The organism is Pusillimonas noertemannii (genome assembly GCF_003096595.1).
GTDB lineage: Bacteria > Pseudomonadota > Gammaproteobacteria > Burkholderiales > Burkholderiaceae_B > Pusillimonas > Pusillimonas noertemannii.
Genome location: NZ_QEKO01000001.1, coordinates 988,695 through 1,013,158 on the forward strand (window position 1 = coordinate 988,695; position 24,464 = coordinate 1,013,158).

22 protein-coding genes are annotated in these 24,464 nt (G+C 63.0%); 12 read left to right on the plus strand and 10 right to left on the minus strand.

Translation table 11 applies throughout. The annotated features are described in order from the left end of the window. The first annotated feature begins 143 nt into the window (after nt 1-143). On the plus strand, nt 144-572 hold the full coding sequence (fur, locus tag C7440_RS04700; RefSeq protein ID WP_017525914.1) for a ferric iron uptake transcriptional regulator: 429 nt from the start codon (nt 144-146) through the stop codon (nt 570-572). 172 nt (nt 573-744) lie between these two features. Here fur and recN read toward each other — a convergent pair whose 3' ends face one another. Both recN and C7440_RS04710 read right to left on the minus strand, forming a co-directional pair. Continuing rightward, complete coding sequence (recN, locus tag C7440_RS04705; RefSeq protein ID WP_116517623.1) at nt 745-2,388, minus strand: DNA repair protein RecN; 1,644 nt, start codon at nt 2,386-2,388, stop codon at nt 745-747. A gap of 3 nt (nt 2,389-2,391) precedes the next feature. Continuing rightward, nucleotides 2,392-3,291 (minus strand): NAD kinase, encoded by a 900-nt coding sequence (locus C7440_RS04710; RefSeq protein WP_017525916.1) that lies wholly within the window; start codon nt 3,289-3,291, stop codon nt 2,392-2,394. A 187-nt stretch (nt 3,292-3,478) separates the two neighbouring features. Between C7440_RS04710 and hrcA the strand changes: the two genes are divergently transcribed. The 5 genes from hrcA (at nt 3,479) to dnaJ (ending at nt 9,642) form a co-directional block, all read left to right on the plus strand. Then, on the plus strand, nt 3,479-4,489 hold the full coding sequence (gene hrcA, locus C7440_RS04715; protein ID WP_017525917.1) for a heat-inducible transcriptional repressor HrcA: 1,011 nt from the start codon (nt 3,479-3,481) through the stop codon (nt 4,487-4,489). Between the two features lie 125 nt (nt 4,490-4,614). Further along, nucleotides 4,615-5,685, plus strand: coding sequence for a ferrochelatase (gene hemH / locus C7440_RS04720; RefSeq protein ID WP_026068232.1), 1,071 nt, complete (start codon nt 4,615-4,617; stop codon nt 5,683-5,685). Nucleotides 5,686-5,772: 87 nt separating this feature from the next. Next, nucleotides 5,773-6,342: a nucleotide exchange factor GrpE gene (grpE, locus tag C7440_RS04725; protein ID WP_017525919.1), complete on the plus strand. Its 570-nt coding sequence runs from the start codon at nt 5,773-5,775 to the stop codon at nt 6,340-6,342. A gap of 117 nt (nt 6,343-6,459) precedes the next feature. After that, nucleotides 6,460-8,385 (plus strand): molecular chaperone DnaK, encoded by a 1,926-nt coding sequence (gene dnaK / locus C7440_RS04730; RefSeq protein WP_017525920.1) that lies wholly within the window; start codon nt 6,460-6,462, stop codon nt 8,383-8,385. Between the two features lie 144 nt (nt 8,386-8,529). Continuing rightward, a complete protein-coding gene (dnaJ, locus tag C7440_RS04735) occupies nt 8,530-9,642 on the plus strand; it encodes a molecular chaperone DnaJ (protein WP_017525921.1) in 1,113 nt (370 codons plus the stop codon). Nucleotides 9,643-9,737: 95 nt separating this feature from the next. On the opposite strand, the gene C7440_RS04740 is transcribed toward dnaJ, so the two are convergent. From C7440_RS04740 to C7440_RS04770, 7 genes are all read right to left on the minus strand, one after another. Further along, nucleotides 9,738-10,760, minus strand: coding sequence for a FecCD family ABC transporter permease (locus C7440_RS04740; protein ID WP_116517624.1), 1,023 nt, complete (start codon nt 10,758-10,760; stop codon nt 9,738-9,740). Beyond that, complete coding sequence (locus tag C7440_RS04745) at nt 10,757-11,608, minus strand: ABC transporter substrate-binding protein (RefSeq protein ID WP_133244258.1); 852 nt, start codon at nt 11,606-11,608, stop codon at nt 10,757-10,759. The genes C7440_RS04740 and C7440_RS04745 overlap by 4 nt, the downstream gene beginning before the upstream one ends. A 181-nt stretch (nt 11,609-11,789) precedes the next feature. After that, entirely contained in the window at nt 11,790-12,329 is a 540-nt protein-coding gene (locus C7440_RS04750; protein WP_116517626.1) for a DUF2478 domain-containing protein, read from the minus strand. A 49-nt stretch (nt 12,330-12,378) separates the two neighbouring features. Further along, nucleotides 12,379-14,397 carry a TonB-dependent receptor plug domain-containing protein gene (locus tag C7440_RS04755; RefSeq protein WP_116517627.1) on the minus strand — a complete coding sequence of 673 codons (2,019 nt, stop codon included), beginning with the start codon at nt 14,395-14,397 and terminating at the stop codon, nt 12,379-12,381. A 373-nt stretch (nt 14,398-14,770) separates the two neighbouring features. Next, entirely contained in the window at nt 14,771-17,548 is a 2,778-nt protein-coding gene (locus C7440_RS04760) for a M16 family metallopeptidase (RefSeq protein WP_116517628.1), read from the minus strand. A gap of 99 nt (nt 17,549-17,647) precedes the next feature. Beyond that, nucleotides 17,648-18,820 (minus strand): vWA domain-containing protein, encoded by a 1,173-nt coding sequence (locus tag C7440_RS04765; protein WP_017525927.1) that lies wholly within the window; start codon nt 18,818-18,820, stop codon nt 17,648-17,650. 47 nt (nt 18,821-18,867) lie between these two features. Continuing rightward, the gene (locus tag C7440_RS04770) at nt 18,868-19,728 is read right to left on the minus strand and encodes an AAA family ATPase (RefSeq protein ID WP_116517629.1); all 861 of its coding nucleotides are present in this window, start codon (nt 19,726-19,728) and stop codon (nt 18,868-18,870) included. A gap of 154 nt (nt 19,729-19,882) precedes the next feature. Here C7440_RS04770 and C7440_RS04775 point away from each other — a divergent pair, with 154 nt between their 5' ends. After that, entirely contained in the window at nt 19,883-20,233 is a 351-nt protein-coding gene (locus C7440_RS04775) for a c-type cytochrome (protein ID WP_017525929.1), read from the plus strand. Between the two features lie 13 nt (nt 20,234-20,246). Continuing rightward, complete coding sequence (locus C7440_RS04780) at nt 20,247-20,609, plus strand: c-type cytochrome (protein WP_116517630.1); 363 nt, start codon at nt 20,247-20,249, stop codon at nt 20,607-20,609. A gap of 266 nt (nt 20,610-20,875) precedes the next feature. Here the strand turns inward: C7440_RS04780 and C7440_RS04785 are convergent, their stop codons facing one another. Then, nucleotides 20,876-21,304 (minus strand): DUF1841 family protein, encoded by a 429-nt coding sequence (locus C7440_RS04785; protein WP_026068235.1) that lies wholly within the window; start codon nt 21,302-21,304, stop codon nt 20,876-20,878. Between the two features lie 348 nt (nt 21,305-21,652). Between C7440_RS04785 and icd the strand changes: the two genes are divergently transcribed. From icd to C7440_RS04805, 4 genes are all read left to right on the plus strand, one after another. Beyond that, entirely contained in the window at nt 21,653-22,909 is a 1,257-nt protein-coding gene (icd, locus tag C7440_RS04790) for an NADP-dependent isocitrate dehydrogenase (protein WP_017525932.1), read from the plus strand. 136 nt (nt 22,910-23,045) lie between these two features. Further along, nucleotides 23,046-23,342: a type II toxin-antitoxin system RelE/ParE family toxin gene (locus C7440_RS04795; protein ID WP_116517631.1), complete on the plus strand. Its 297-nt coding sequence runs from the start codon at nt 23,046-23,048 to the stop codon at nt 23,340-23,342. Nucleotides 23,343-23,347: 5 nt separating this feature from the next. Next, nucleotides 23,348-23,653 carry an addiction module antidote protein gene (locus C7440_RS04800; RefSeq protein WP_017525934.1) on the plus strand — a complete coding sequence of 102 codons (306 nt, stop codon included), beginning with the start codon at nt 23,348-23,350 and terminating at the stop codon, nt 23,651-23,653. Nucleotides 23,654-23,835: 182 nt separating this feature from the next. Next, the gene (locus tag C7440_RS04805; RefSeq protein ID WP_116517632.1) at nt 23,836-24,435 is read left to right on the plus strand and encodes a PadR family transcriptional regulator; all 600 of its coding nucleotides are present in this window, start codon (nt 23,836-23,838) and stop codon (nt 24,433-24,435) included. The last annotated feature ends 29 nt before the right edge of the window (nt 24,436-24,464 follow it).

The window sequence follows — 24,464 nt, forward strand, 5'->3', positions numbered from 1 at the left end:
GAAGCGCCCCTGTTATTCCAAGTCGGATAAAACCGTTATCATAAAGGCATAACAACAAACGCGTCATCGCGTCCGTCCACGCCAGGCGCCCTCGCGGGCCAAGGCCTGGTCAACCTTCATTTCCTGCCAGAGCTATTTTATCTATGAACGACCAGAATGAATTGAAGAATATGGGCTTGAAGGCGACCTTCCCACGCCTGAAGATCCTTGATATTTTTCGTAAAGCCGATCACCGGCACCAAAGCGCGGAAGACGTTTACCGCGCCCTCATCAACGAAGACGTCGATATCGGGCTGGCCACCGTGTATCGCGTACTTACCCAGTTCGAACAGGCCGGAATCCTGGTGCGCAGCCAGTTCGACGGGGGCAAGGCCGTATTCGAACTGAACGACGGCGACCACCACGACCACCTCATATGCACCAATTGCGGCAAGGTGGTTGAATTCTCTGATCACGACATCGAAAAGCGCCAGCACAAAATCGCCAAAGACCAGGGTTTTGTACTTGAAAGCCACACCATGCTGCTTTACGGCATCTGCCCCGATTGCAGTCCCAAGGGCAAGGCCGCTTAAGAAGCCGGTAGTTTTAAAAAGGCTGGGCCGCAACAGCGGCCTTCACCTGCCCAAGACACAAAAGCCGCCCAACCGGGCGGCTTTTGTGTCTTGGGGATATCTGAAGCAGGTGCCTCGGTCGTGTTTTTCCGGGTTACCCGGCCCCGCGGCAGTGGCCGTGACGCAGGCTGGCCTATGGGGCAAGCATTTCGCGGGCGTGCTTGCGGGTGGTGTCGGTGATTTTGAGCCCGCCCAGCATGCGGGCGATTTCGTCGACGCGGCCATTGGCGCCCAGAAGCTGTATTTGCGACAGGGTGGCCCCTTGCTGGGTGGTCTTGCTGACCTCGTAGTGGTGGTCGCCGCAGGCGGCCACCTGGGGCAGGTGGGTGACGCACAGCACTTGATGGCGCGCGCCTAGCTGGCGCAGCAGGCGCCCCACCACTTCAGCCACAGCGCCGCCCACGCCGGTGTCGACCTCGTCGAAAATGAGGGTGGGCACGCGGGCCGCCTGGCTGGCAATGACCGATAGCGCCAATGAAAGCCGTGCCAGCTCGCCACCGGACGCCACTTTGGCCAGGGGGCGGGGCGTCACCCCGCCATGGCCCGCCACCAGGAATTCAATGGTTTCGAGGCCATGGGCCGATGGCGGCGCGGCCTGGAGCGCGACCTCGAAGCGGCCGCCTTGCATGGCCAGGGTCTGCATGGCTTCGCTGACCTGGACCGAAAGTTTTTTTGCGGCTTTTTTCCGGGCTGCGCCCAACTGCCTGGCAAGTTCGTTGTAGCGGGCCTGGGCCTGCCGCACCTGCTCGGCCAGGGCGTCGAGATCGCCGGCCACGTCGGTTTCGGCCAGCTGGGCCTGGAGCGTTTGCAGCAGTTCGGGCAGGGCTTCGGGCTCGACCTTGAACTGGCGCGCGGCCTCGAACAGCGCAGAGAGCCTGCGTTCGGCCTGGGCGAGGGCGTCGGGGTCGAGCTCGAGGCGGTCGAGATAGCTGTTGAGATCGGAAGCGGCTTCGCCGGCGGCGATGCGCGCCGATTCGAGCGCTTCGCAGATGCCCTGCAAATGGGTGTCATGGCGCAGCAGGGGTTGAAGCTGATGCAGGGCGGCGCCCAGAAAATGCTGTACCGAGGCCTCGTCGTTGTCGAGTGCGGCCAGCGCCTGGGTGGCGCCCTGCAGCAGCGCCTGCGCATGGGCCAGCCGGTTGTGGCTGGCGCTTAGGGCTTCCCATTCGTCTTTGCCCGGATCGAGGCGCTGGAGTTCGCCGATCTGCCACTCGAGCCGCTCGCGTTCTTGCTGCAGGGCCTCGTGGTTGTCGCGGGCCTTGTGCAGGAGTTTTTCTGACTGCTGCCATTGCTGCCAGGCTTGCTGGGTGTCGCGGGCGAGCTGTTGATGCCCGCCCTGGGCGTCGAGCATGTCGCGCTGGCTGGCCGGCCTGGCCAGGCTTTGGTGGGCGTGCTGGCCATGGATGTCGACCAGGGCCTCGCCCAGCTGCTTCAGTTGCGCCAGGGTGGCGGGAACCCCGTTGATATAGGCGCGGCTGCGGCCCTGGCCATCGATGACGCGGCGCAGCACCAGGGCGTCGTCGGGGTCGAAGGACTGCTCGGCCAGTGCCTGGCGCAATTCTGTAGGGGCGTCGAAGACGGCGCTGATGTCGGTGCGGCTTGCGCCTTCGCGGATGGCGGCGGCGTCGCCGCGCGCGCCCAGGGCAAGGGAAAGGGCATCGATGAGTATGGATTTGCCCGCCCCGGTTTCACCGGAAAAAACCGTGAAACCCGATTCGAACTGGATTTCGGCCTTGTCGACGATGACGAAGTCGTGGATGTGAAGGCTGCGCAGCATGGTTTACTCGATTTCGTCGGTGAGCTGGGGCATGCGGTTCCAGTGCAGCTTGCGGCGCAACGTGGAGAAGAAGTTATAGCCCGCGGGGTGGACGAACCGCAGCGTGTCGCTGGCGCGGCGCACGTCGATGCGGTCGCCGGGCTGGCAGTCGGACCAGCTTTGCATGTCGAAGTGCACGCTGGCGCCGGATTCGACCCTGCCCAGGGCGGTGATGGTCATGCTGAGCAGCCCGCTGTCGGGTATGACGATGGGGCGGTTGGACAGGGTCTGGGGCGCCACGGGGACCAGCACGATCGACTTGAGCTGGGGATGCAGGATCGGACCGTTGGCCGACAGGGCATAGGCCGTGGAGCCGGTGGGGGTGGAAATAATGAGGCCGTCGGCCCGCTGGCTGTACATGAAGCCGCCGTCGAGCTCGATGCGCAGCTCGATCATGCCGCCGCGGCCGGCGCGGTTGATGACCACGTCGTTCAGGGCCAGGCCCGAGAACATGATTTCTTCGCCCCGCACGACGCGGCCTTCGAGGAGAATGCGCTCTTCGATGTCGAAGTTGCCCTGGATGACGCTGGTGAGCGCGCTGGTGGCATCTTGCAGGGGGATGTCGGTAATGAAGCCCAGCCGGCCGTGGTTGATGCCTATGAGCGGCACGTTGTAGGGGGCCAGCAGGCGGCCCGCGCCCAGCATGGTGCCGTCGCCGCCCATGACGACGGCGAGGTCGGCCGTTGCGCCGATTTGATCGTAGTTGGCGATGGGCTGGTCGGTAACACCGGTATTGTGCGCGGTTTCGGCTTCGATCAGCACATTACAGCCCGAGGCGCGCAAAGTGCTGCTGAGTTCGCGCAAAGGCCCGTCCAGCCCGCTGTCCTGGTACCTGCCTATGAGTGCAACGGTTTTAAAATGCATGGGCGAAGTCTTGTTGTGTGGGTTTTGGCATTGATATTGGAATTATGCCGAAAGTGGGTGGCAACTGTTAGGATTAAGATAGAGCCTTTCTATTGAACCCCCGAGATAGATCGATTATAAGTTCCCGATGTGGCGTCGGCAGCGTGTGGAAAACACGTAAGCACTGAAGCGCATACTATTTATGTCTATGGATGATCGAGCCAAAGCGCTGTTGAAGGCACTGATTGAACGTTATATAGCCGACGGGCAGCCGGTGGGTTCGCGCACCCTGTCGAAAATGTTCGACCTGTCGCCGGCCACCATTCGAAACGTCATGGCCGACCTCGAAGAGCTTGGCCTCATACACAGCCCGCACACGTCGGCGGGGCGGGTGCCCACGCCCCGCGGCTATCGCATGTTCGTCGACCGGCTGCTGGCGGTGCGGCGCTTTGAAGTGCTGCAGCCCAGTCAGATACTCGAAATGCTGCCGGCCGCCGAGCCCAGCCGCGCCGTCAACGCGGCGGCGGCCCTGCTGTCCAACCTTAGCCAGTTTGCCGGCGTGGTGCTGGCGCCCAAACGGGCGCAGGTGTTTCGCCAGATCGAATTCATCCGGCTGTCCGAGAAAAGGGTGTTGCTCATTATCGTCACCCCCGACGGCGACGTGCAGAACCGCATCCTGTTCGTCCAGCGCGACTATCTCGAGCAAGAGCTTCTCGAGGCCAGCAATTTCTTCAACCAGCACTTTGCCGGCATGTCCTTCGGCGAGGTGCGCGTGGCCATCGCCGACGAGCTCTCCTCCCTGCAGGCCGACATCTCCCGCCTCATGCAGGCGGCGGTCGAGGCCGGCACCGCCAAAGAAGACTCCGACGACTCCGTGGTCATTTCGGGCGAGAGCAAGCTGCTCGAGGTCTCCGAGCTGGCCTCCGACATGGACCGCCTGCGCCGCATGTTCGCCCTGTTCGAGAAAAAAACCGATCTGCTTCAGCTGCTTGACGTCTCCAGCCGCGCGCAGGGCGTCCAGATCTACATCGGCGGCGATTCGCAGCTGGTGCCCATGGAAGACGTCTCGGTCATCACGGCGCCCTACGGGGTCGACGGCAAGATCGTGGGCACGCTGGGGGTCATCGGGCCCACCCGCATGGCTTACGAACGTGTCATTCCCATCGTCGACATCACCTCCCGCCTGTTGTCCAACGCGCTCAGCCACAATCAGTCCTAGGGCCTGTCGACAGGCCCCAGGGCCTTCCAGTGCCGGCCGGCCCCGGCGCGGGCCGCCGCAAAGAGGCTATGCTTCGGGTGCCGCCCGATCCCGGCGCTTTCGTTTCCTTTTTTTCATGGCTGTCTATGTCCGTCCTCCTGCCGCCCCGCTATTTGCCCGAGCCCGCCGATGGCCAGGCATTCTCCGATCATCCCGAGCCGCGTGCGCCGGGGCCCGTAGGCGTCCTGCTGATCAACCTGGGCACGCCCGATGCGCCCGAGGCGGGCGCCATCAGGCGGTACCTGGCCGAATTTCTCTCTGATCAGCGCGTCATCGAGCTGCCGCAGCTGCTGTGGCAGCCCATACTTCGAGGGGCGATTCTGCCGCTGCGCCCGCGCAAGCTGGCCCCGCGCTATCGCGAGATCTGGCACGAGGGCGGCTCGCCCTTGCTGGTCTGGAGCCTGGCGCAGGGCAAAGGCGTCGACCAGGCCCTGAAGTCCCTGGGCATTCAGGCACATGTCGAGGTGGGCATGCGCTATGGCCGCCCGGCGCTTGACGGCGCGCTGGAAAATCTGCGTCGCCAGGGCTGCGAGCGCATCCTGGTCGTGCCCATGTATCCGCAATATGCGGCGTCCACCACGGCGACCGCCGTCGATGCCGTCGCCCGCTACGCCGCCCGCCTGCGCAACCAGCCCGAATTGCGCTTCATCAAGCGTTTTCATACCGAGCCCGAGTACATCGACGCCCTGGCCGGGCAGGTCGAGCGGCACTGGGCCCAGAACGGCGAACCCCAGAAGCTGCTGCTCAGCTTCCACGGCCTTCCGCGCGCCGTGGTCGAGAAGGGCGATCCGTATCGTCGCGACTGCATGGAAACCGCCGATCTGCTGGCTGCGCGGCTGGGAGACCGGGGCAAGCTGGTCAGCGTGGCCTTCCAGAGCCGCTTCGGGGCGCAAAAGTGGCTGGAACCCTATACAGAACCCACCTTGCGCGCTTGGGCGCGCCAGGGTGTTACGCAAGTGGATGTCATGTGCCCCGGCTTCCTGGCCGACTGCATCGAGACCCTGGAAGAGATCCAGATGCAGTGCCGCGACGCGTTTTTGTCCGAAGGAGGCCAGCGATTCGGCTTCATCCCCTGCCTGAACGACGACCCGCAGTGGGCTCGGGGCTTCGCCGCCATCGTGGGGCGGCACCTGCAGGGCTGGGTCAAGACAGCCTAGAGCCTGTTAACAGGCCCCGGGGTCTTGAAATGGGGGCATTGGCCCCCACTTTCATGTGATCGCCACACAGCAACTGGAGAACCGTATATGTCGGCACCGAATCAACCCCTTGATCCCAATGAAGAAAATCAATCCGTTGATGCGTCCGGTCAGCCCGAAGACAGCACGGGCCAGCAACAACCCGTCCCCGAAGAAGACCTGGCCGCGATGCTCGAGCAGGCCCAGGCTCAGGTCGCGCAATACTACGACGAGCTGTTGAGGGCCAAGGCCGAGGTCGAGAATGTGCGCCGCCGCGCCCAGGAAGACGTGGCCAAGGCGCGCAAGTTCGGCACTGAATCGTTCGCCGAAAGCCTGGTGCCCGTGCGCGACAGCCTCGAGGCGGCCCTGTCGGCCACCGACCAGACGCCCGAATCGTGGAAGGAAGGCGTCGAAGTGACGCTGCGCCAGCTTACGGCGGCGTTCGAGCGCAACCTGCTCAAAGAAGTCTCGCCCGAGCCCGGCGAAAAGTTCGATCCCAATGTCCACCAGGCCATCTCCACGGTGCCCTCCGAGTTCTCCGAGGGCTGCGTGGTCCAGCGGCTGCAAAAGGGCTACACCATCGCCGACCGGGTGCTGCGCCCCGCGCTGGTTACCGTGTCTTCGGGCCAGGCGGCCTGATCGAGGGCATGGCGCCGGGCGGTGTCGTGCCTGCGGCTTGAAAACCGGGCAGGCCGCCCCAATATTGAAAGCATCCCAAGTTTCAACATCCAAATTCAATTTTCAGGGTTATAGATTATGAGCAAAATCATTGGCATCGACCTTGGCACAACCAATAGTTGTGTCGCCGTGCTCGACGGCGGCAAGGTCCGCATCATCGAGAACGCCGAGGGCACGCGCACCACGCCCTCCATCGTGGCCTACCTGCAAGACGGCGAAGTCCTCGTCGGCGCGGCGGCCAAGCGCCAGGCCGTCACCAACCCGGCCAATACGCTGTACGCCGTCAAGCGCCTGATCGGACGCAAATTCGACGAAAAGGCCGTGCAGAAAGACATCGACCTGATGCCCTACAAAATCATCAAGGCCGAGAACGGCGACGCCTGGGTCGAGGCCCAGGGCAAGAAGCTGGCCCCCCCCCAGGTGTCGGCCGACGTGCTGCGCAAGATGAAAAAGACCGCCGAAGACTACCTGGGCGAAGAAGTGACCGAGGCCGTCATTACCGTGCCCGCCTACTTCAACGACAGCCAGCGCCAGGCCACCAAAGATGCCGGCCGCATCGCGGGCCTGGACGTCAAGCGCATCATCAACGAGCCCACCGCTGCTGCGCTGGCCTTCGGCATGGACAAGGCCGAGAAGGGCGACCGCAAGATCGCCGTCTATGACCTGGGCGGCGGCACGTTCGACATCTCCATCATCGAAATCGCCGACGTCGACGGCGAGAAGCAGTTCGAAGTGCTGTCCACCAACGGCGACACCTTCCTGGGCGGCGAAGACTTCGACCAGCGCATCATCGACTACATCATCAGCGAGTTCCAGAAGGAAAGCGGCGTCGACCTGTCCAAAGACGTGCTGGCCCTGCAGCGCCTGAAAGAATCCGCCGAAAAGGCCAAGATCGAACTGTCGTCGGCCCAACAGACCGAGATCAACCTGCCCTACATCACGGCGGACGCCTCGGGCCCCAAGCACCTCAACCTGAAGATCACCCGCGCCAAGCTCGAGGCCCTGGTCGAAGAGCTCATCGAACGCACCATCGAGCCCTGCCGCACGGCCATCAAAGACGCCGGCATCAAAGCGGGCGAGATCGATGACGTCATCCTGGTGGGCGGCATGACACGCATGCCCAAGGTGCAGGAAAAGGTCAAAGAGTTCTTCGGCAAAGAGCCGCGCAAAGACGTCAACCCCGACGAAGCCGTGGCTGCCGGCGCCGCCATCCAGGGTTCCGTGCTGTCCGGCGATCGCAAGGACGTGCTGCTGCTCGACGTCACGCCCCTGTCGCTGGGCATTGAAACCCTGGGCGGCGTCATGACCAAGATGATCCAGAAGAACACCACCATTCCCACCCGCTTCTCGCAGGTGTTCTCCACGGCCGACGACAACCAGCCCGCGGTCACCATCAAGGTGTTCCAGGGCGAGCGTGAAATCGCCGCCGGCAACAAGGCGCTTGGCGAGTTCAACCTCGAGGGCATCCCGCCCGCCGCGCGCGGCCTGCCGCAGATCGAAGTCACCTTCGACATCGACGCCAACGGCATCCTGCACGTGTCCGCCAAAGACAAGGGCACGGGCAAGGAAAACAAGATCACCATCAAGGCGAACTCCGGCCTGACCGATGAAGAGATCGAGCGCATGGTCAAGGACGCCGAGGCCAATGCCGAGGACGACCACCGTGTCGCCGAGCTGGCCCAGGCCCGCAACCAGGGCGACGCACTGGTGCACTCCACGCGCAAGTCGCTTGAAGAGTACGGCGACAAGCTCGAGGCGGCCGAGAAAGAGGCCATCGAGAACGCCGTCAAAGAGCTCGAAGAGACGCTCAAAGAGGGCGACAAGGCGGCCATCGACGCCAAGGTCGAGGCGCTTGCCGCGGCGTCCCAGAAGCTGGGCGAGAAGATGTACGCCGACATGCAGTCCCAGGCCCAGGCGCAGCCTGGCGCCGAGGGCGCCGAAGCCAAGCCTGCCGAAGAGGACGTGGTCGATGCCGACTTCAAAGAAGTCAAGCGCGATCAGTAATCGGCTGTCCTAGCGGTTCAAGGCCCGGTCCTCCGGTGCCGGAGCCTGTCGATGCCAAAGGGTTTTCTCATTGGCGTCGGCGGTTCCGGCCGGAGACCGGGCATTGTTGTTGTTCGATGAAGGGCGTCGCGAACGCCACGGAATATGTCAAAACGCGATTATTACGAAGTGCTGGGCGTTGGAAAAAATGCCTCCGACGACGAGCTCAAGAAAGCCTACCGCAAGCTCGCGATGAAATATCATCCCGACCGGAACCCGGGCAATAAAGAGGCGGAAGAGCATTTCAAGGAAGCCAAAGAGGCCTACGAGATTCTCGGCGACCAGGAGAAGCGCGCCGCCTACGACCGTTTCGGCCACGCGGGCGTCGACCCCAACGCCGCGGGCGGCATGGGCGGGGCGGGCTTTGCCGATGCCTTCGGCGACATCTTTGGCGAGATCTTCGGCGGCGGCCGCCGCGGAGGCGGGCCGCAGGTGTATCGCGGCGCCGACCTGAAATATGCGCTCGACATCACCCTCGAGCAGGCTGCGGCGGGCTTCGACACCGAGATCCGCGTGCCCAGCTGGGAAAACTGTGAAACCTGCCATGGCTCGGGCGCCAAGCCGGGCACCCAGCCCCAGACCTGCCACACCTGCGGCGGCAGTGGCGCGGTGCGCATGCAGCAGGGTTTCTTCAGCGTGCAGCAGACCTGCCCCACCTGCCATGGCTCGGGCAAGGAAATCACCGACCCCTGCGTGGCATGCGACGGCGTGGGCCGCATTCGCAAGAACAAGACCCTGCAGGTGAAGATTCCCGCGGGCATCGACGACGGCATGCGCATCCGCTCGTCGGGCAATGGCGAGCCTGGTGTCAACGGCGGGCCGCCGGGCGACCTGTATGTCGAGATCCACATCAAGCAGCATGCCATCTTCCAGCGCGACGGCGAAGACCTGCATTGCGAGCTCACCATTCCGTTTACCAAGGCGGCCCTGGGCGGCGACATCGAGGTCCCCACGCTGAACGGCAAGGGTGAGATCACCATTCCCGAAGGCACGCAAACGGGCAAGACCTTCCGCCTGCGCGGCAAGGGAGTGCGCGGCGTACGCTCCAGCTATCCGGGCGACCTGTATTGCCACATCGCGGTCGAAACGCCCGTTCGCCTTACCGAAGACCAGAAGAAGCTGCTGCGCCAGTTCGAGGCGTCGCTGTCCCAGGGCGGCGAGAAGCATTCGCCCAAGAGCGAATCCTGGACCGACAGGGTCAAAAACTTCTTCAGCTGATGTAAAAAGGGGCAGCGGTGCTGCCCCTTTTTAATTGATGGTCCAGGGCAGTTTCCTAGCTGGTCGCGTGCGTCAGGGCCACGCGCCTGCCGGCTCTACTCGCGGCTTCCGCGCGCCAGCAGCATCAGGAAGAAGGGCGCGCCGACCAGCGCGGTCAGTACGCCCAGGGGCAGCTCGATGCTGACCAGGGTGCGCGCCAGGGTGTCGGTAAAGACCAGGAAGGCCGCGCCCAGCAGGGCCGAGGCCGGCAGCAGGCGCGAGAAATCGGGCCCCACCAGTATGCGCGCCACGTGGGGAATGACGAGGCCCACCCAGCCGATGATGCCGGTAAAGGCGACCGACCCCGATGTCATCAGCGTGGCCGCCGCGATGAACACGATGCGCGTGCGCAGGGTGTTCACGCCCAAGGACTGCGACTCGTCGTCGCTGAGGCTCAGCAGGTTCACCCGCCAGCGCATCAGCACCATGGGAACCAGGCCGATGGCCAGGCAGGGAAGGATGAGCGGAATGTCCGACCCCGTGATGGTGTTCAGTCCGCCCAGCAGCCAGAAGGTGATGGACGGCAGCTGCGTATAGGGGTCGGCCAGTATCTTCAGCAGCGATATGCCGGCTCCCAGCAGGGTGCCCACGGCCACGCCCGCCAGCACCAGGACCAGGGTGGCGTCATGGCGCCGTACCGAAAGCGAAATGAAATAGACGCAGGCCACGGCCGCCAGGCCGCCGGCAAAGGCTAGGGCCTGCACAAGAATCATGGAAAGGCCCATGAATATGGCCGCGGCGGCGCCAAGCCCGGCGCCCGCCGAGACGCCCAGGATGTCGGGGGAAACAAGCGGGTTGCGGAACATGCCCTGGTAGGTGGCGCCCGCTGCCGCCAAAGAGGCGCCCACCAGGGCGCCGGCCACCGTGCGCGGGACGCGCAGGTTCCAGATGACGGCATCCAGCGTTGCGGCATTGTCCACCGCCTTGTCCGACAGGCCCAGGCCGCGCAGCAGCGTCCACATGACGTCGGACAAGGCCATGGGGTATTGTCCGGCCATGACGCCGGTGGCCGCCGCGGCAAGCAGCAGGACGAGCAGGGGCGTCCACACGATGCGCAGACGCAGCGAATGCAGCATCATGGGCTGTGTTGTGCGTTGCGGGCGCTGGCCAGCAGCTCGGCGGGGGCGTCGATACGGTAGAACACGCGAAAGAAATCCACGATGAAGTCGTCGGTTTGCGCCGAAGGCCGGCCGGTGTTGAAAATGTCGATCAGCCAGTGTAACCCCAGTAGGCGGTTGATGCCCGGCGGGGCGTCGACCCAGCCGAATGGCAGCATCGGGGTCAGGACGAGGCGCTTTTCCTTGACGGCGCGCAACTGCATCCATAGCGGCGACTGCCGCGTATGCTGGACGAAAGCGGGGTTTTGCGTAAAGACATAGTCGGGGTCCCAGGCCAGAAGCTGTTCCATCGATACCCGGCCCACGCCCGACGATGCCGGCGTATGGGCCACGTTTCGCGCACCCGCCATGCTGAAGGCCTGTCCGTGTATGGACCCCGCCAGGCCGGTTTCAAGCCCGTCGGACGAGCGCGCCAGGTACACGCTGGGCGACGACGCGCGCGCAAATCGGCTGCGTGCCTGGGCGGCTTCGTCCAGGATGGACCGCGCATATGAGGCCAGCAGTTCGGCCCGGGGCTGGGCGTCCAGCATTTCGCCGGCCGCCCGCAGCTGTTCCGGCGAGTCGTTCAGGTCGCCCGCCATGAGAATGTAGCGTATGCCGGTTTGCGCGGCGACCTGTACGGCGGCGCTTGTATAGTTGTCGTTGACCGTGCCTACGTCCAGGATGAGGTCGGGGCGCAGGGCCAGCAAGCGCTCCTGGCTAAGGGTGCTGCCGCGTCCCGACAACCGGCCCACCATGGGAAGGCCGCCTTGGGCGGGGGGCAGCATGGCCAGGGCGGCGGAACTCAACTCGTATGGCCAGCCCAGCATTTTGTCAGGCGCCAGGCAATAGACCAGCACCGACGCGGGAGGGCCGGCCGCATAGACTCTTTGAATCGCGCCATGGGCGGGGCCAGGGCCGAAAGCCCTCCACAGCTGGCCGCCGGAGGCCAGCGCCCTGGCCGACCAGGCAAGGGGGGCAGTGCCAGCGATTGCAGCAGCCGCCTGCGGTTCATCGGCGACCGGCCGCAACGGCGCTGTGCTTGTCGAACCACCTCAGGATTTCGTCGACATCGGGAGGCAGCTCTATAGCCAGGCCCCCGGTGAACTCGCGCCACGCATCCAGGTATGGAGGCGACACCACCGTAAGTACCGGGTAGCCCCGGGTCATCAGCTCGAGCATCTCGGCGCTGAAGCCCTCGCCGTCGGCCTCGAGTATGCCGAAACGGTTCACGATGATCAGATCGGCTCCAGTCTCGATGGCTCGGCGCAACACGACACCCGCCTTGAGCAGTGCGCCGGGATCGAGGCAGCAGGCCTTCGACTCTTTGCCCAGGCTCTGGCCGATGGGATAGACGGTGCCGTCTTCCAGATCTTGAACCGTGCGCGTGGCGCAATCGTGCGGGTCGCTTTGCGGGCCCGGCACCAGCCCGCGCACCACACGGCCGCGCGATTGCAGGCGCTGCACGAACTCGAGCAAGGGGCCGTCGGCGCTGCCTTTGCCCTCGTGCACAATGGCTGCAACGGCGATGGTTTCTTCGGTGGGATTCATGATGCCCTCCAGGTTTGGGAAAGGCGGCGCGGCCGCCTTCGGGTCGAGATCAGAAACGATACATGGCGTTGGCGAACCAGACGCGTCCGGGCATGGGATAGCCGTCGGCCAGTTCATAATTGCGATCGGTCAGGTTGCGCACGCCGGCTTCCAGGGATATGTCTTTGCGGGGTGTCCAGATGCCCTTCAGCCCCAGAATGCCGAATCCCGCCAGGCGTGTGTAGGGCTCGCTGCTACTGTAGCTTACATAGCGGCCCGATTCGGCTTCCAGCGTGCCAAGCACCTCCCATTGGGCGCTGGGCTTCCAGCTGACGTGGGCGAAGAGCCTGTGCCGGGGCGTGTCGGTCAGGCGCACCGAGGGGTCGCTGCGGTTCTTGCGGTCGAGGTAGCTGTAGGCCAGGCCGGCGCTCCACTGGCGGGTAATCTCCTGCTGCAGGCTGATTTCCAGGCCGCGATGCCGGGCCTTGCCGATGTTCTGGGCCTGGTTGCACAGCTCGTCGTTGTTGTCGCCGCATTGGGCTTCCGAAAGCGGCAGCACCGCATTCTGGATCAGGTTGCGGATATTGCTCTGGAACAGGGCCACCTCGAAGTTTCCGCCCGACCAGGGCACGCCCCGATAGCCCACTTCCATGTGCTGGGCCCTTTCGGGCTGCAGGTCGGGGTTGGGCTGGGCGCTGCCGAAGCGGGCCGAATAGCGGTCCTTGATCGTGGGAAAGCGGGTCTTGTACGCCAGGCTTGCATACACCTGCGAGACGGGCGACAGGTCATACATGACCTCGGCCAGGCAGTTGGTGGCGTCGGTTTTGCCGGTGGGCCAGAAATACACTTCGCGCGCCTCGCGCTGCTCGTAGCTGGCGCCCAGGCGCATGTGCCAGGCGCCCGGAAGGTCGATCAGGTCTTCGAAGGCGATCGATTTGGTGATGTCGCGATACTTTTGGGTGGGGTTGTTGCTGCCTTCTTCGCTTTCATGGTGGCGATCGTCCTTGTAGTGCAGGGCCAGGTGCAGTTCATGATTCTTGAAGGCCCTGCTGATCAGCTCCATCGAGGCGCCATAGGTCTCATCGTTGTAGATGCTGGGCAGGTTGCGCGCGTGGGGCGTGATGTAGGTGCTGTCGCTGAAGAACTCCAGGCGGTTCTTGTACTTGTCGTGATAGATGCGGAACTTGAGCGTGTGGTCCTGGCCGATGTCGGTGCTGCTTATGAAATACAGGCTTTCCTTGTCCCAGTAGGGCCACTGCCAGAAGCGGCTGTTGTTCAGCCGGCCGGTGTAGGCAGGGTTGCCTTTCTCGCCTTGTTGATTGACATAGCCGATGGCGTATTCGTCGGTGGCGTTGGGCGTCAGGCCTATCTTCACCGAAAACTTCTTGTCCGTGCGGTAGGCATTTTCGCGGTACTTGCCCGTATCGGTGGGAACAGGCTGGCGGAAATCATGAAAGCCGCGTCCCAGCGGAAAGCTGTCGGCGTCCAGCCACGAGGCGCCCGCCTGCAAATACCACAAGCCTTGATTGGTGCCGACATTGACTGCCGCCTTGCGCTCATTGCCCGTGGCGTAGCCGATGCGCACGTCGCCCTCGAACTCCCTCGTCGGCTTGCGCGTGACCAGGTTGATGGAGCCGCCCATGATGTTGGGGCCGTACAGCAGCGAGGCCGCGCCCTTGGCCACCCTGATCTGCGACAGGTCGAAGGTGGTGAAGCGGCCGAAATCCACATAGCCGTCATAAGGAACGTACAGGGGAATGCCGTCCAGAAAAACCGGGACCTGGCGTGCATCGAAACCGCGCAGGTAGACCATTTCCTCGTTGCGGCTGTTGCGCGACACGCTGACGCCGGGCAGCACTTTCACGGCTTCGCCCACCGTGTTCAGATCGTAGCGCTCGATCTCGGCGCTGGCCATGACCTGCTCATTATTCAGCGTGCCCGACTGCTGTCCCTTGACGACGACGCTGCCCAACTGGAACACGTTGTCGGCCGCCAGCGCCGGCGCGGCGGCCAGCACGGACGAAGGCAGGGCCATCAGCGCGGCCGCAAGCATCGATGCCGGACAGGCCAGCTTGTTCTTCTGGTTCATGGTTTTTTCTCAACCGTTATGTTTATTGAAATATAGCGTTGGATAAAAAAATGGGGCCGATGAGGTTCGTCCCGCATGCCGCTTTGGGTGTGTCCCCGTATGACGCAGGTTTCCCGGTGGGCCGGTGCGCAACATCGTAACAGAAAATCGTTACGCTGTATTTATTTGTATATAGCCAGAGCAACGGCACGGAGCCGGAAGAGGCCAGGCGGAGAGCAGGGGATAGGGGGCAGGGAAGCAGGCAGGTAACTAGGCAGGAAGGCAGGAAGGCAGGAAGGCAGGAAGGCAGGAAGGCAGGAAGGCAGGAAGACGAAGAGGCGAAGAGGTCTGATGGGGCGGGTCGCAGGGCGGGTGGGGCCCGCCCTGCGACCGTTTACTTGCCGCCGGCCTTCTCCTGTTTCTGCTTGTCGGCGTCGGCCGCCAGCGCGGTGCTGAAGCCGTCGGGCTTCAGCACAGACTTGAGCGCCTGGTTGACCTGGTCGGCCGTGAGCGCCGCCAGCGCGTCATCCATCTGCTGGGACCATGCGAAAGTACGGTCGAGCTGCAGATAGTTGATCCAGGCCGAGGCCAGGACACTGTCGCGGGTGCGGGCCAGCCGGCGCAGCTTGAGCAGGGCGTCGACGCCGTCCTTGACCTCTTGCTCGGTAAAGCCCTGTTCAATCGCTTTGCCCAGTTCGTCCTGAATGGCCGAGCGCAGGCGGGCGCTGTTTTCGGGCGCGAAGATCGCGTAGATCTGCCAGCTGCCCGAGGGTTCGAACGACGAGGCATCGAACTGGCTGCGTACGTTGTACGAGAGGCCGTCTTGTACGCGCACGCGATTCCACAGGCGCGAGGTCTCGGACGAGCCCAGCAGGTAGTTGGCCAGGTACAGCGCGGGGAAGCGGTCGTCGGTATCTTGCAGCTTGAGGGGCTGGAACGCAAGATAGAAGGCGTTGGCCTTGTCCGGCGTGTCGATGTTGAAATCTTCGGGGGGGACGGCATGGAAGGGATCGTCGACGCGCGTATAGGGGGGCGCCTTGCGCCAGCCGCTCAGGCCCTTGGCCAGCGCGTCGCGTACCGCGTCGGGCTCGAACGCGCCCACCGCCGAGAAGCGGATCGTGCCGGCCCCGTAGAACTGCTCATGAAAACGCAGCAGGTCGGGGCGGCTGATGGCGGCGATGTCTTCCAGGCTTTCTTCGAACGTGGGCGCATAGCGCACGTCGTCGCGTGGCCAGGGGTTGCTGTGCCGGGAGATGGCCTGCGATGCCAGCGACATGGGGTCGTCCATGCTGCTTTGTATCGACGCCGAAGCCTGGCGCTGGTATTCGGCCAACTGGTCGGCTGGGAAGCTCGCGTGGCGCACGACGTCGAGCACCGCCTGGACCAGCGCGGGCAGGTTTTCACCGACGGTGGACATCTGCACGGACAGGTTGCCGGCGCTGCCGTCGAAGGACACGTCGGCCTGCAGAGCGTCGAAGCGGTCTTCGATCTGCTGGCGCGACAGTTCGTCGGTGCCGCGCTGGAGCATGTCGGCGGTAACCTGCGCGATGGTGCGCTTGCCCTTGAGCTGTTCGGCATTGGCAAACTGCACCAGCAGGGTGGCCTGGACGCGGTCGCCGCGGGTCGCCTTGGGCAGCAGCGCCAGCTGAACGGTGCCATTGGGCAGGTCCAGCGGTTCGCGCAGCGTGGCGGCGTCTATTGAAGCGGGAGACGGGTCGAAGGCTTCGATCGATGAGCCGGCGGCGCCGTTGCCGGTGTAATCATGCAGCAGCGCATCGAGATCGACGGGCGGGGGCAGCGGCGCCCTGACGGGCTTTGCCGTGGGCAGGAACATGCCGTCGGTGCGGTTGCTGGGGACCAGATATTTTTCTGTGGCGGCCTGCACGGCGTCGAGTGTGGCCTCTTCGACCTGGTCGCGCCGCAGGAAGAACAGGCGCCAATCGCCGGCGCCGGCGGCGTCGGACAAGGCGTCGGTGAGGCTGACGGGGTCGGCGTAGATCTGGTTCCAGCCGGTCATCCATTTGTTCTTGATGCGCTTGAGCTGTTCTTCTTCGAAAGGCTTTTTGCCCACGGTGCCAAGCGAGTCGGTCAGGGCGTCGAGCGCCTTGCGGGTGTCCATGCCGGGTTCGAGCTGGACGCCGAACAGCGCATAGCCGGGCTGGGCCATGGGGCGGGCAAAGCCGAAGACGCTGGCGCCGAGCTTCTGGGGAACCAGGGCCTGGTAAAGGCGGCCGGAGGGTGTGTCGCTGAGCATGTCGGCGCCCAGGTCGAGCAGGGTGAAGCTGGGGTCTCCTACAGCGGGAATGTGGAACATGGAGGCCACGAAGGGGCTGCCGCCCTGGCGGCGCAGCGTGACGAGGCGCTCGCCGTCTTGCACGGGTTCAACCGTGTATTCGCGCGGCAGCGTGCGCTTGGGGCGGGGAATGTCCTTGAATGCATCGACGATAACATTCAGTACCGCGTTGGTTTCAAATTGCCCCGAAATGATGAGCACCGCATTGTCGGGCTGATAGTGCAGCCTGTAGAACTGGCGCAGTTGCTCGATGTCGACCTGCTCGATGTCGGAGCGCGCACCGATGGTGCTTTTGCCATAGCTGTGCCATTGGAAGGCGGCCGCCTGCATCTTTTGCATCAATATCTGGAAGGGGTTGTTTTCGCCGCTTTCCATCTCGTTGCGCACCACCGTCATCTCGGCGTCGAGGTCTTCTTGCGAGATGGTGGCGTTGACCATGGCGTCGGCCTGCCAGCGGATGAACCACTCGAGGGTTTCCGGGTCGGCCGCGAAGCTTGCGTAATAGTTGGTGCGGTCGGTGCTGGTCGAGCCGTTGGCGCGCAGGCCGCGGCGCGAGAACTCGGCCAGGGCGTTGGGCAGCGAGGGCGTGCCGCGGAACAGCATGTGCTCCAGCAGGTGTGCCATGCCCGTCTGGCCGTAGTTCTCGTGGCGCGAGCCTACCAGATAGGTCATATTGACCGTGACGTTGGGCTTGGACGGGTCGGGTGTAAGCACCACGCGCAGCCCGTTCGGCAGAACATATTCAGTGGTGCCTTCGACGGAAGGCCCCCGCGTGACGCCAGCCGGCAGCGTGTCGGGGGCCTGGGCCGCCATGGCCGGCACGAAACCGCCCACCAGCAGCAGGCAAAAGATGAAGAACCGGGAAAAATAATGGCCCATTGTTTTTTTCTCGCTTGGTGAAACGAAGTATTGTCGGTTATCGCCGTGGCGCCGAAGCAGCCCCGGATTGAGTCTTTGAGCCCATTCGGGCCAGCAAGTTCATTTGGACAGTTGCCGCATGGCCTGTTCCAGGCCGCTGACGGTGACACTGTACATGCGATCTTGCATGATGTTCTTGATGATGGCGATGGATTGCCGGTAGGGCCAGTAGCCTTCGGGTTCGGGGTTGAGCCAGGCCGCGCGCGGCCAGTTTTCAAGCAGGCGCTGCAGCCAGGCCGCGCCGGTTTCGGCATTGTGGTGCTCGACCGAACCCCCCGGATGCAGGATTTCGTAGGGGCTCATGGTGGCGTCGCCCACGATGATCAGGCGCCAGTCGTCGTTGTAGGTGCGCAATACGTCCCAGGTGTCGAAGCGTTCGGCCTGGCGCCGTTGGTTGTTGCGCCAAAGCGATTCATAAGGGCAGTTGTGAAAGTAATACACCTCGAGGTGGCGGAATTCGCTGCGCGCCGCCGAGAACAGCTCTTCGATGCGTGCGATATGGTCGTCCATGCTGCCTCCCACATCGAGCAGCATCAGCACCTTGACGGTGTTGTGGCGCTCGGGAACCATCTGCAGGTCGAGAAACCCCGCATTGCGCGCGGTGCTGCGTATGGTGTCGTCCAGGTCGAGTTCCAGCTCGGCGCCTTCGCGGGCAAAGCGGCGCAGGCGCCGCAACGCCATCTTGAAGTTGCGCGTGCCCAGTTCCTGCTGGTCGTCGTAGTCGCGGAACTCGCGTTTTTCCCACACCTTGACCGCGGTGCGGTGGCCGGCCGAAGGCCCGCCGACGCGTATGCCCTCGGGATGATAGCCGCCATGGCCGAAGGCCGATGTGCCTCCGGTGCCTATCCATTTGTTGCCGCCCGAATGGCGCTCTTGCTGCTCTTCGAGCCTTTGCTTGAAGAGTTCCATTAGCTTGTCCCAGCCGTGCTTCTGGATGGCGGCCTTTTCTTCGGGCGTGAGATGGCGCTGGAAGTCTTTGAGCAGCCAGTCGAGGGGAATCTCTTTGTCGGCGGGCAGGGCCGCCTCGAGCTGGCGATAGAAGGCGCCGAAAGCCTGGTCGTAGCGGTCGAACAGGGTTTCGTCCTTGACCAGCGTCATGCGGGCGACGTGATAGAAATCGTCGAGGGTGGGGGGCATGACGCCCGACCGCAGGGTCTCGAGCAGGGTCAGGTATTCCTGCACCGAGACGGGCAGCTTGTGGGCCCGCAGATGATAGAAGAAGTCGGTCAGCATGGCGCCGCTACCTTTGATGTACCTTGGCAGGCATGGATGACGCCCGCTTAGCGGCGGCTGGCGCGGCTGATGGCGGCAAGGCGCTGCAGCAGGGTCAGGTCTTGCTCGTTCTTGAGCAGGGCGCCGGCCATGACAGGCAGGTCTTGCGGGCTGGCTATTTGCGCCGCGGGTATCGACTCGTTCATCAGCAGGCGAAGCCAGTCGAGGAACTCGGAGGTAGAGGGCTTTTTCTTCAGGCCGGGCGCGTCGCGCAAGGCAAAGAAGGTGTCTAGCGCCGCCGAAAGGACCTCTTGCTTGATGTCGGGGAAGTGCACCGACACGATGTCGCGCATGGTGTCGGGGTCGGGGAAGCTGATATAGTGAAAGAAGCAGCGGCGCAGGAAGGCGTCGGGCAGGTCTTTCTCGTTGTTCGAGGTAATGATGATCAGCGGCCGGTGCCGGGCCTGTATGGTCTGGCGGGTTTCATACACATGGAACTCCATGCGGTCCAGTTCGCGCAGCAGATCGTTCGGAAACTCGATGTCGGCCTTGTCGATTTCATCGATCAGCACCACGACCGGATCGGGCGATTCAAAGGCATGCCACAGCACGCCCTTCACAATGTAGTTGCCGATGTCGCGCACTTTTTCGTCGCCCAGCTGCGAATCGCGCAGACGCGACACCGCATCGTATTCGTACAGGCCCTGGTTGGCCTTGGTGGTCGACTTTATATGCCATTGCAGCAGCGGGCGGCCCAGCGCCGCGGCCACTTCTTCGGCCAGCATGGTCTTGCCCGTGCCGGGCTCGCCCTTGACCAGCAGAGGCCGTTGCAGCGACAGGGCGGCGTTTACGGCCAGCTTCAGGTCGTCGGTGGCGACATAGCGCTCGGTTCCTTCGAAACGTTCGGTGGCTGAGGGTTTGGATGTCATGTTGCTTCCGTTTTTCCGGCGCGGCGCACACGGCCGCGGCGTGAGGTTGGGTAGGGTACGTGGCGGGCTTGGCTTCAATTATCGTACAATCCTACGGGTTCGTCGGTCGCGAGCAGGTAAGGGCCGGCTTTTATCTACTGCTAAAAGAGCTAATATGAAGTTGCGAACAAATCTGAAGCGCACAGTATTTGCGCTGGCCGTGACGGCTTTCTGTGGAATCGCGGGCCCGGCGCTGGCTGCCGATGCGCTCGTGGGCGATGCAAAGGCCGCAGTCGGTAAAGTGTCGATGTGCATCGGCTGCCACGGCATCGAAGGATACAAGGCCAGCTTCCCCGAGGTTTACCACGTTCCCATGATCGCCGGCCAACACGCCGAATACATCGTGACCGCCCTGCAAGAGTATGCCAGCGGCGACCGCACGTTCCCCACCATGGAAGCCATCGCCCAGACCCTCAGCCCGCAGGACATGGCCGATATCGCCGCCTATTATTCCAGCCTCAAGTAAACCGGGAGCCGACATGAATAAACTGACTCTCGCCGTAGCGGCTTCCCTGTTCGCCATTGCTGGCGCGTCCGCGCACGCCGCCGACCTGGCCGCCGGCCAGGAAGCGTTCCAGAAGTACACCTGCGCCACCTGTCACGGTGCCGATGGCAAAACGTCCACCTTGCCCACCTATCCCATACTGGCCGGCCAGCACGCCGACTATCTCGTCCACGCGCTCAAGACCTACAAGCGCGGCCAGGCCGGCGCGCCCGCAACCGCCAACGTGCGCAAGAACGCCGTCATGGGCGCCATGGTGCAGCAGCTCAGCAACGCCGACATCGAGAACATCGCTGCCTGGCTCGCCTCGCTGCCTTCGCCGCTGTCCATCAGCAAGTAGGGGGCTGTCGCGGCTCGGGCCGCCAATGGCCCTCGAGCCGCTTTAATGAAAAAACCGCCTCTCGCAGGCGGTTTTTTCATGGGTGGAAAAGAAGGCGGCGACATACTCTGTGTAAAGCACTCGCTCCCGAGTTCCTGCGCCGGGCGAGAATGAATGTGCGGCTTGCAGTTTTCACCATGCGGTGCCTCGGGCGCCCCGAATTTTCTTGTTCGGCGGGGCGGCGGGCGGGCCGCCAGGAGAGGGCAGCTTGGCGGCGCGGAGCAGTGCTAGTTGCGTGTAATGCGGCGCCGGATGAGATCGAGATAGCCCTCGTTGCTGAAGGGCGTGCCCAGGCGCTGCGCCTCCCACACCACTTCGCCCAGGCATTCCATGATTTCGTGCGCCGCGGCGTGCGGGTCGCGGCTTGCCAGCAACTGCTCGTGAGCGGCCTTGATGCCGGGCGGCTGGTCGATGGAAAGCTGCTCGCTGATGGCAAGGTGCATGGACAGATGCAAAAAGGGGTTGGTCTGGCCGGCCTCGACCGGAAAGTCGGCCTCGACCGCATCGGGGTCTTCCAGCGCCGCGTGGTATTCAGGATGCCGCAGCATCCAGTCGACCGCCATGCTTTCCAGCGGCGTCAGCACACCCGATTGCCGGTGCTTGGCCCAGGCCTGGGTGAAAAAAAGGCGAACTTGCTCGCGGGAAGGGTTGAACATGGAAGACGCTGCGCACCAAAAATTGAATACGCCCATTTTAACCGCCGCTTCCCATACGCTCCTGCCCATGCGGCCCGGGGCTGGCTTTTTATCCTTTGCCTGCATAGCCTTCGCAGGCCGCCTTGCGCAATCTGGCTCGCTTGATGCCAGGGTGGTCGCGCCGTTTGAGCACGTCTGGACGGCCGATCGTCGGGCGAAGTTCATTCGGCAGAATGTAAGATAGTCGTTAAAATGAGCCATTCCTGACGAAACCGGCGCCATTTCCTTTGCTCTAGTCTTATATAAGACTTGGTTTATAATGTTGCGGTTTCACTGAATCTTCCATTTTATGGAGCAACTGGAGCGTCCATGTCTTATCAGCACATCAAGGTCCCGGCTTCGGGCCAAAAAATCACCGTAAACGCCGATTTCTCGCTCACCGTTCCGGACGAGCCCGTCATTCCCTATATTGAAGGCGATGGTACTGGTGCCGATATCACTCCGGTCATGCTCAAGGTCGTCGACGCCGCAGTCGAAAAGGCCTACGGCGGCAAGCGCAAGATCCACTGGATGGAAGTCTACGCCGGCGAAAAATCCACCAAGATCTACGGTCCCGACGTCTGGCTGCCCGAAGAAACCCTCGAAGCCGTCAAAGACTACGTCGTGTCCATCAAGGGCCCCCTGACCACGCCCGTGGGCGGCGGCATCCGCTCGCTCAATGTGGCGCTGCGCCAGCAGCTCGACCTGTACGTCTGCCTGCGCCCCGTGCAGTATTTCAAGGGCGTGCCCTCGCCGGTCAAAGAGCCCGAAAAAACCAATATGGTCATCTTCCGCGAAAACTCGGAAGACATCTACGCCGGCATCGAATTCTCGGCTGAAAGCGCCGATGCCAAGAAGCTCATCAGCTTCCTGCAGAACGAAATGGGCGTCGATAAAATCCGCTTCCCCGAAACCTCGGGCATCGGTGTCAAGCCCGTGTCGCGCGAAGGCACGCAGCGCCTGGTGCGCAAGGCCATCCAGTACGCCATCGACAACGACAAGCCGTCGGTCACCCTGGTGCACAAGGGCAACATCATGAAGTTCACCGAAGGTGGCTTCCGCGACTGGGGCTACGAACTGGCCCAGAAAGAATTCGGCGCCCAGCTTATCGACGGCGGCCCGTGGTGCAAGTTCAAGAACCCCAAGACGGGTCGCGAGATCACCGTCAAAGACTCCATCGCCGACGCCTTCCTGCAGCAGATCCTGCTGCGCCCGGCCGAGTACGACGTCATTGCAACGCTCAACCTCAACGGCGACTACATCTCTGACGCACTGGCCGCGCAGGTCGGCGGCATCGGCATCGCTCCGGGCGCCAACCTGTCCGATTCGGTCGCCATGTTCGAGGCCACCCACGGCACCGCGCCCAAGTACGCCGGCAAAGACTACGTCAATCCCGGTTCCGAGATCCTGTCGGCCGAAATGATGCTGCGTCACATGGGCTGGACCGAAGCCGCCGACCTCATCATCAGCAGCATGGAAAAATCCATCCTGTCCAAGAAGGTCACCTACGACTTCGCCCGCTTGATGGAAGGCGCCACGCAAGTGTCGTGCTCGGGCTTTGGCCAGGTCATGATCGACAATATGTAAGCCTGTCTACCTTCGTATCAGGTAGTACACGAAACCCGCATTCCACATTGGAATGCGGGTTTTTCTTTTGTAGCTGGGGCGCTGCAGTTGGCCGATGAAAGTTGACGTGGTGTGAATAAGTGATTACATTCATTCCATGTTCACAATCAAGCAAACGCCCGAGTTTGAGCAGTGGATCAGCGGCCTGAAGGACGGCATGACTCGCATCCGTCTGGCAAAGCGGTTGGATAAGGCGCAGCGTGGCAACCTAGGCGATGTGGAATCGGTAGGCGAGGGGGTTAGCGAAATGCGTGAACACTTTGGCCCTGGTTGGCGAATGTACTACGCTCAACGGGGCGGCGTGTTGATTGTCATGCTGGGTGGCGGCGACAAGTCCACCCAGAGAGCCGATATCAAGCAGGCTATCGTGCTGGCGAAGACACTGCAGGAGTAACGCACATGACCAAGACAAACAAGATTTCCGAACTGCCAGAGTTCGACATGGCTGAAATCCTCAAGACGGACGAGGACATTGCCAATTATCTGACGGCCGTCCTGGAAGAAAACGATCCCGCCGAGCTTGCCCATGCGTTGGGTGTCATTGCGCGTGCGCGCGGCATGACTGAGGTGGCGCGAGCCAGCGGCCTGACGCGCGAGGCGCTTTATAAAGCATTGCGCCCTGGTTCGCATCCGCGCTTCGATACCATTGCTCGTGTGTGCGCCGCGCTGGGCGTGCAACTGACTGCCCGGCCTGTGCATTCATAGCTTCGACCTGCTCACGTGGCGGGGTAGCCGGCCTACAGCCCATCGGCTTTTTCGCTTCCGTCGATTCTTCGGTAGCTATTAACGGCTTGCGGTCGGACGTTTGCCTTGATTCGATCAAGGCGCGCTGCGGGCTGAAAAACTGCTTGATTAAATCGTAAGATATATCGTAAGATACATTGAATATGAAAAATGACCGGCCCGACGATATGCCCGCAGAAGGGCACGCCTCCCTGATGCGTGGACGCAAGTTCACTGCGCAAGAGCTGGCTTTGATGGTGCTGGCGCTGCTGCAGCAAGGGCCGCGCCATGGCTACGAAATCATCAAAGAGCTCAAGTCTGCGTCGTTGGGCTTCTACAGCCCCAGCCCCGGCGCCTTGTATCCGGTACTGGGGCAAATGGTGCAGCAGGGGCATGCCCTGGTCGAGGCCGAGGGCAAGCGCAAGTGCTACCGGCTTTCAGATTCAGGCCGCCGGTATCTGGAAAGTCAGGCCCAGGCCGTGCAGCTGATTTTCACGCGGTTGCGCCATGCGGCCAAGAAAATGCTGTGGATCTCCCAGAACATGGACCCTGAAGCGGCCACCCAGGCCACAGGCTGGCTGCCCGAGTTCGTCGAGGCGCGGCGGGCCATGCGTTCGGCCTTGTTCGTGCGCAGCGAAGCCGACCAGCACGAGCAGCGCCGCCTGGTCGACATTCTTAACAGGGCCGTGGCCGAAATCGAGCAGGGTGCGCCCGCCCCCGGCCCTGCCGTGCCCGCGGCGGCAAAACGCCGCGATGCCTGTTGACTCCCAATCTTTCAACATACACAAGCAAA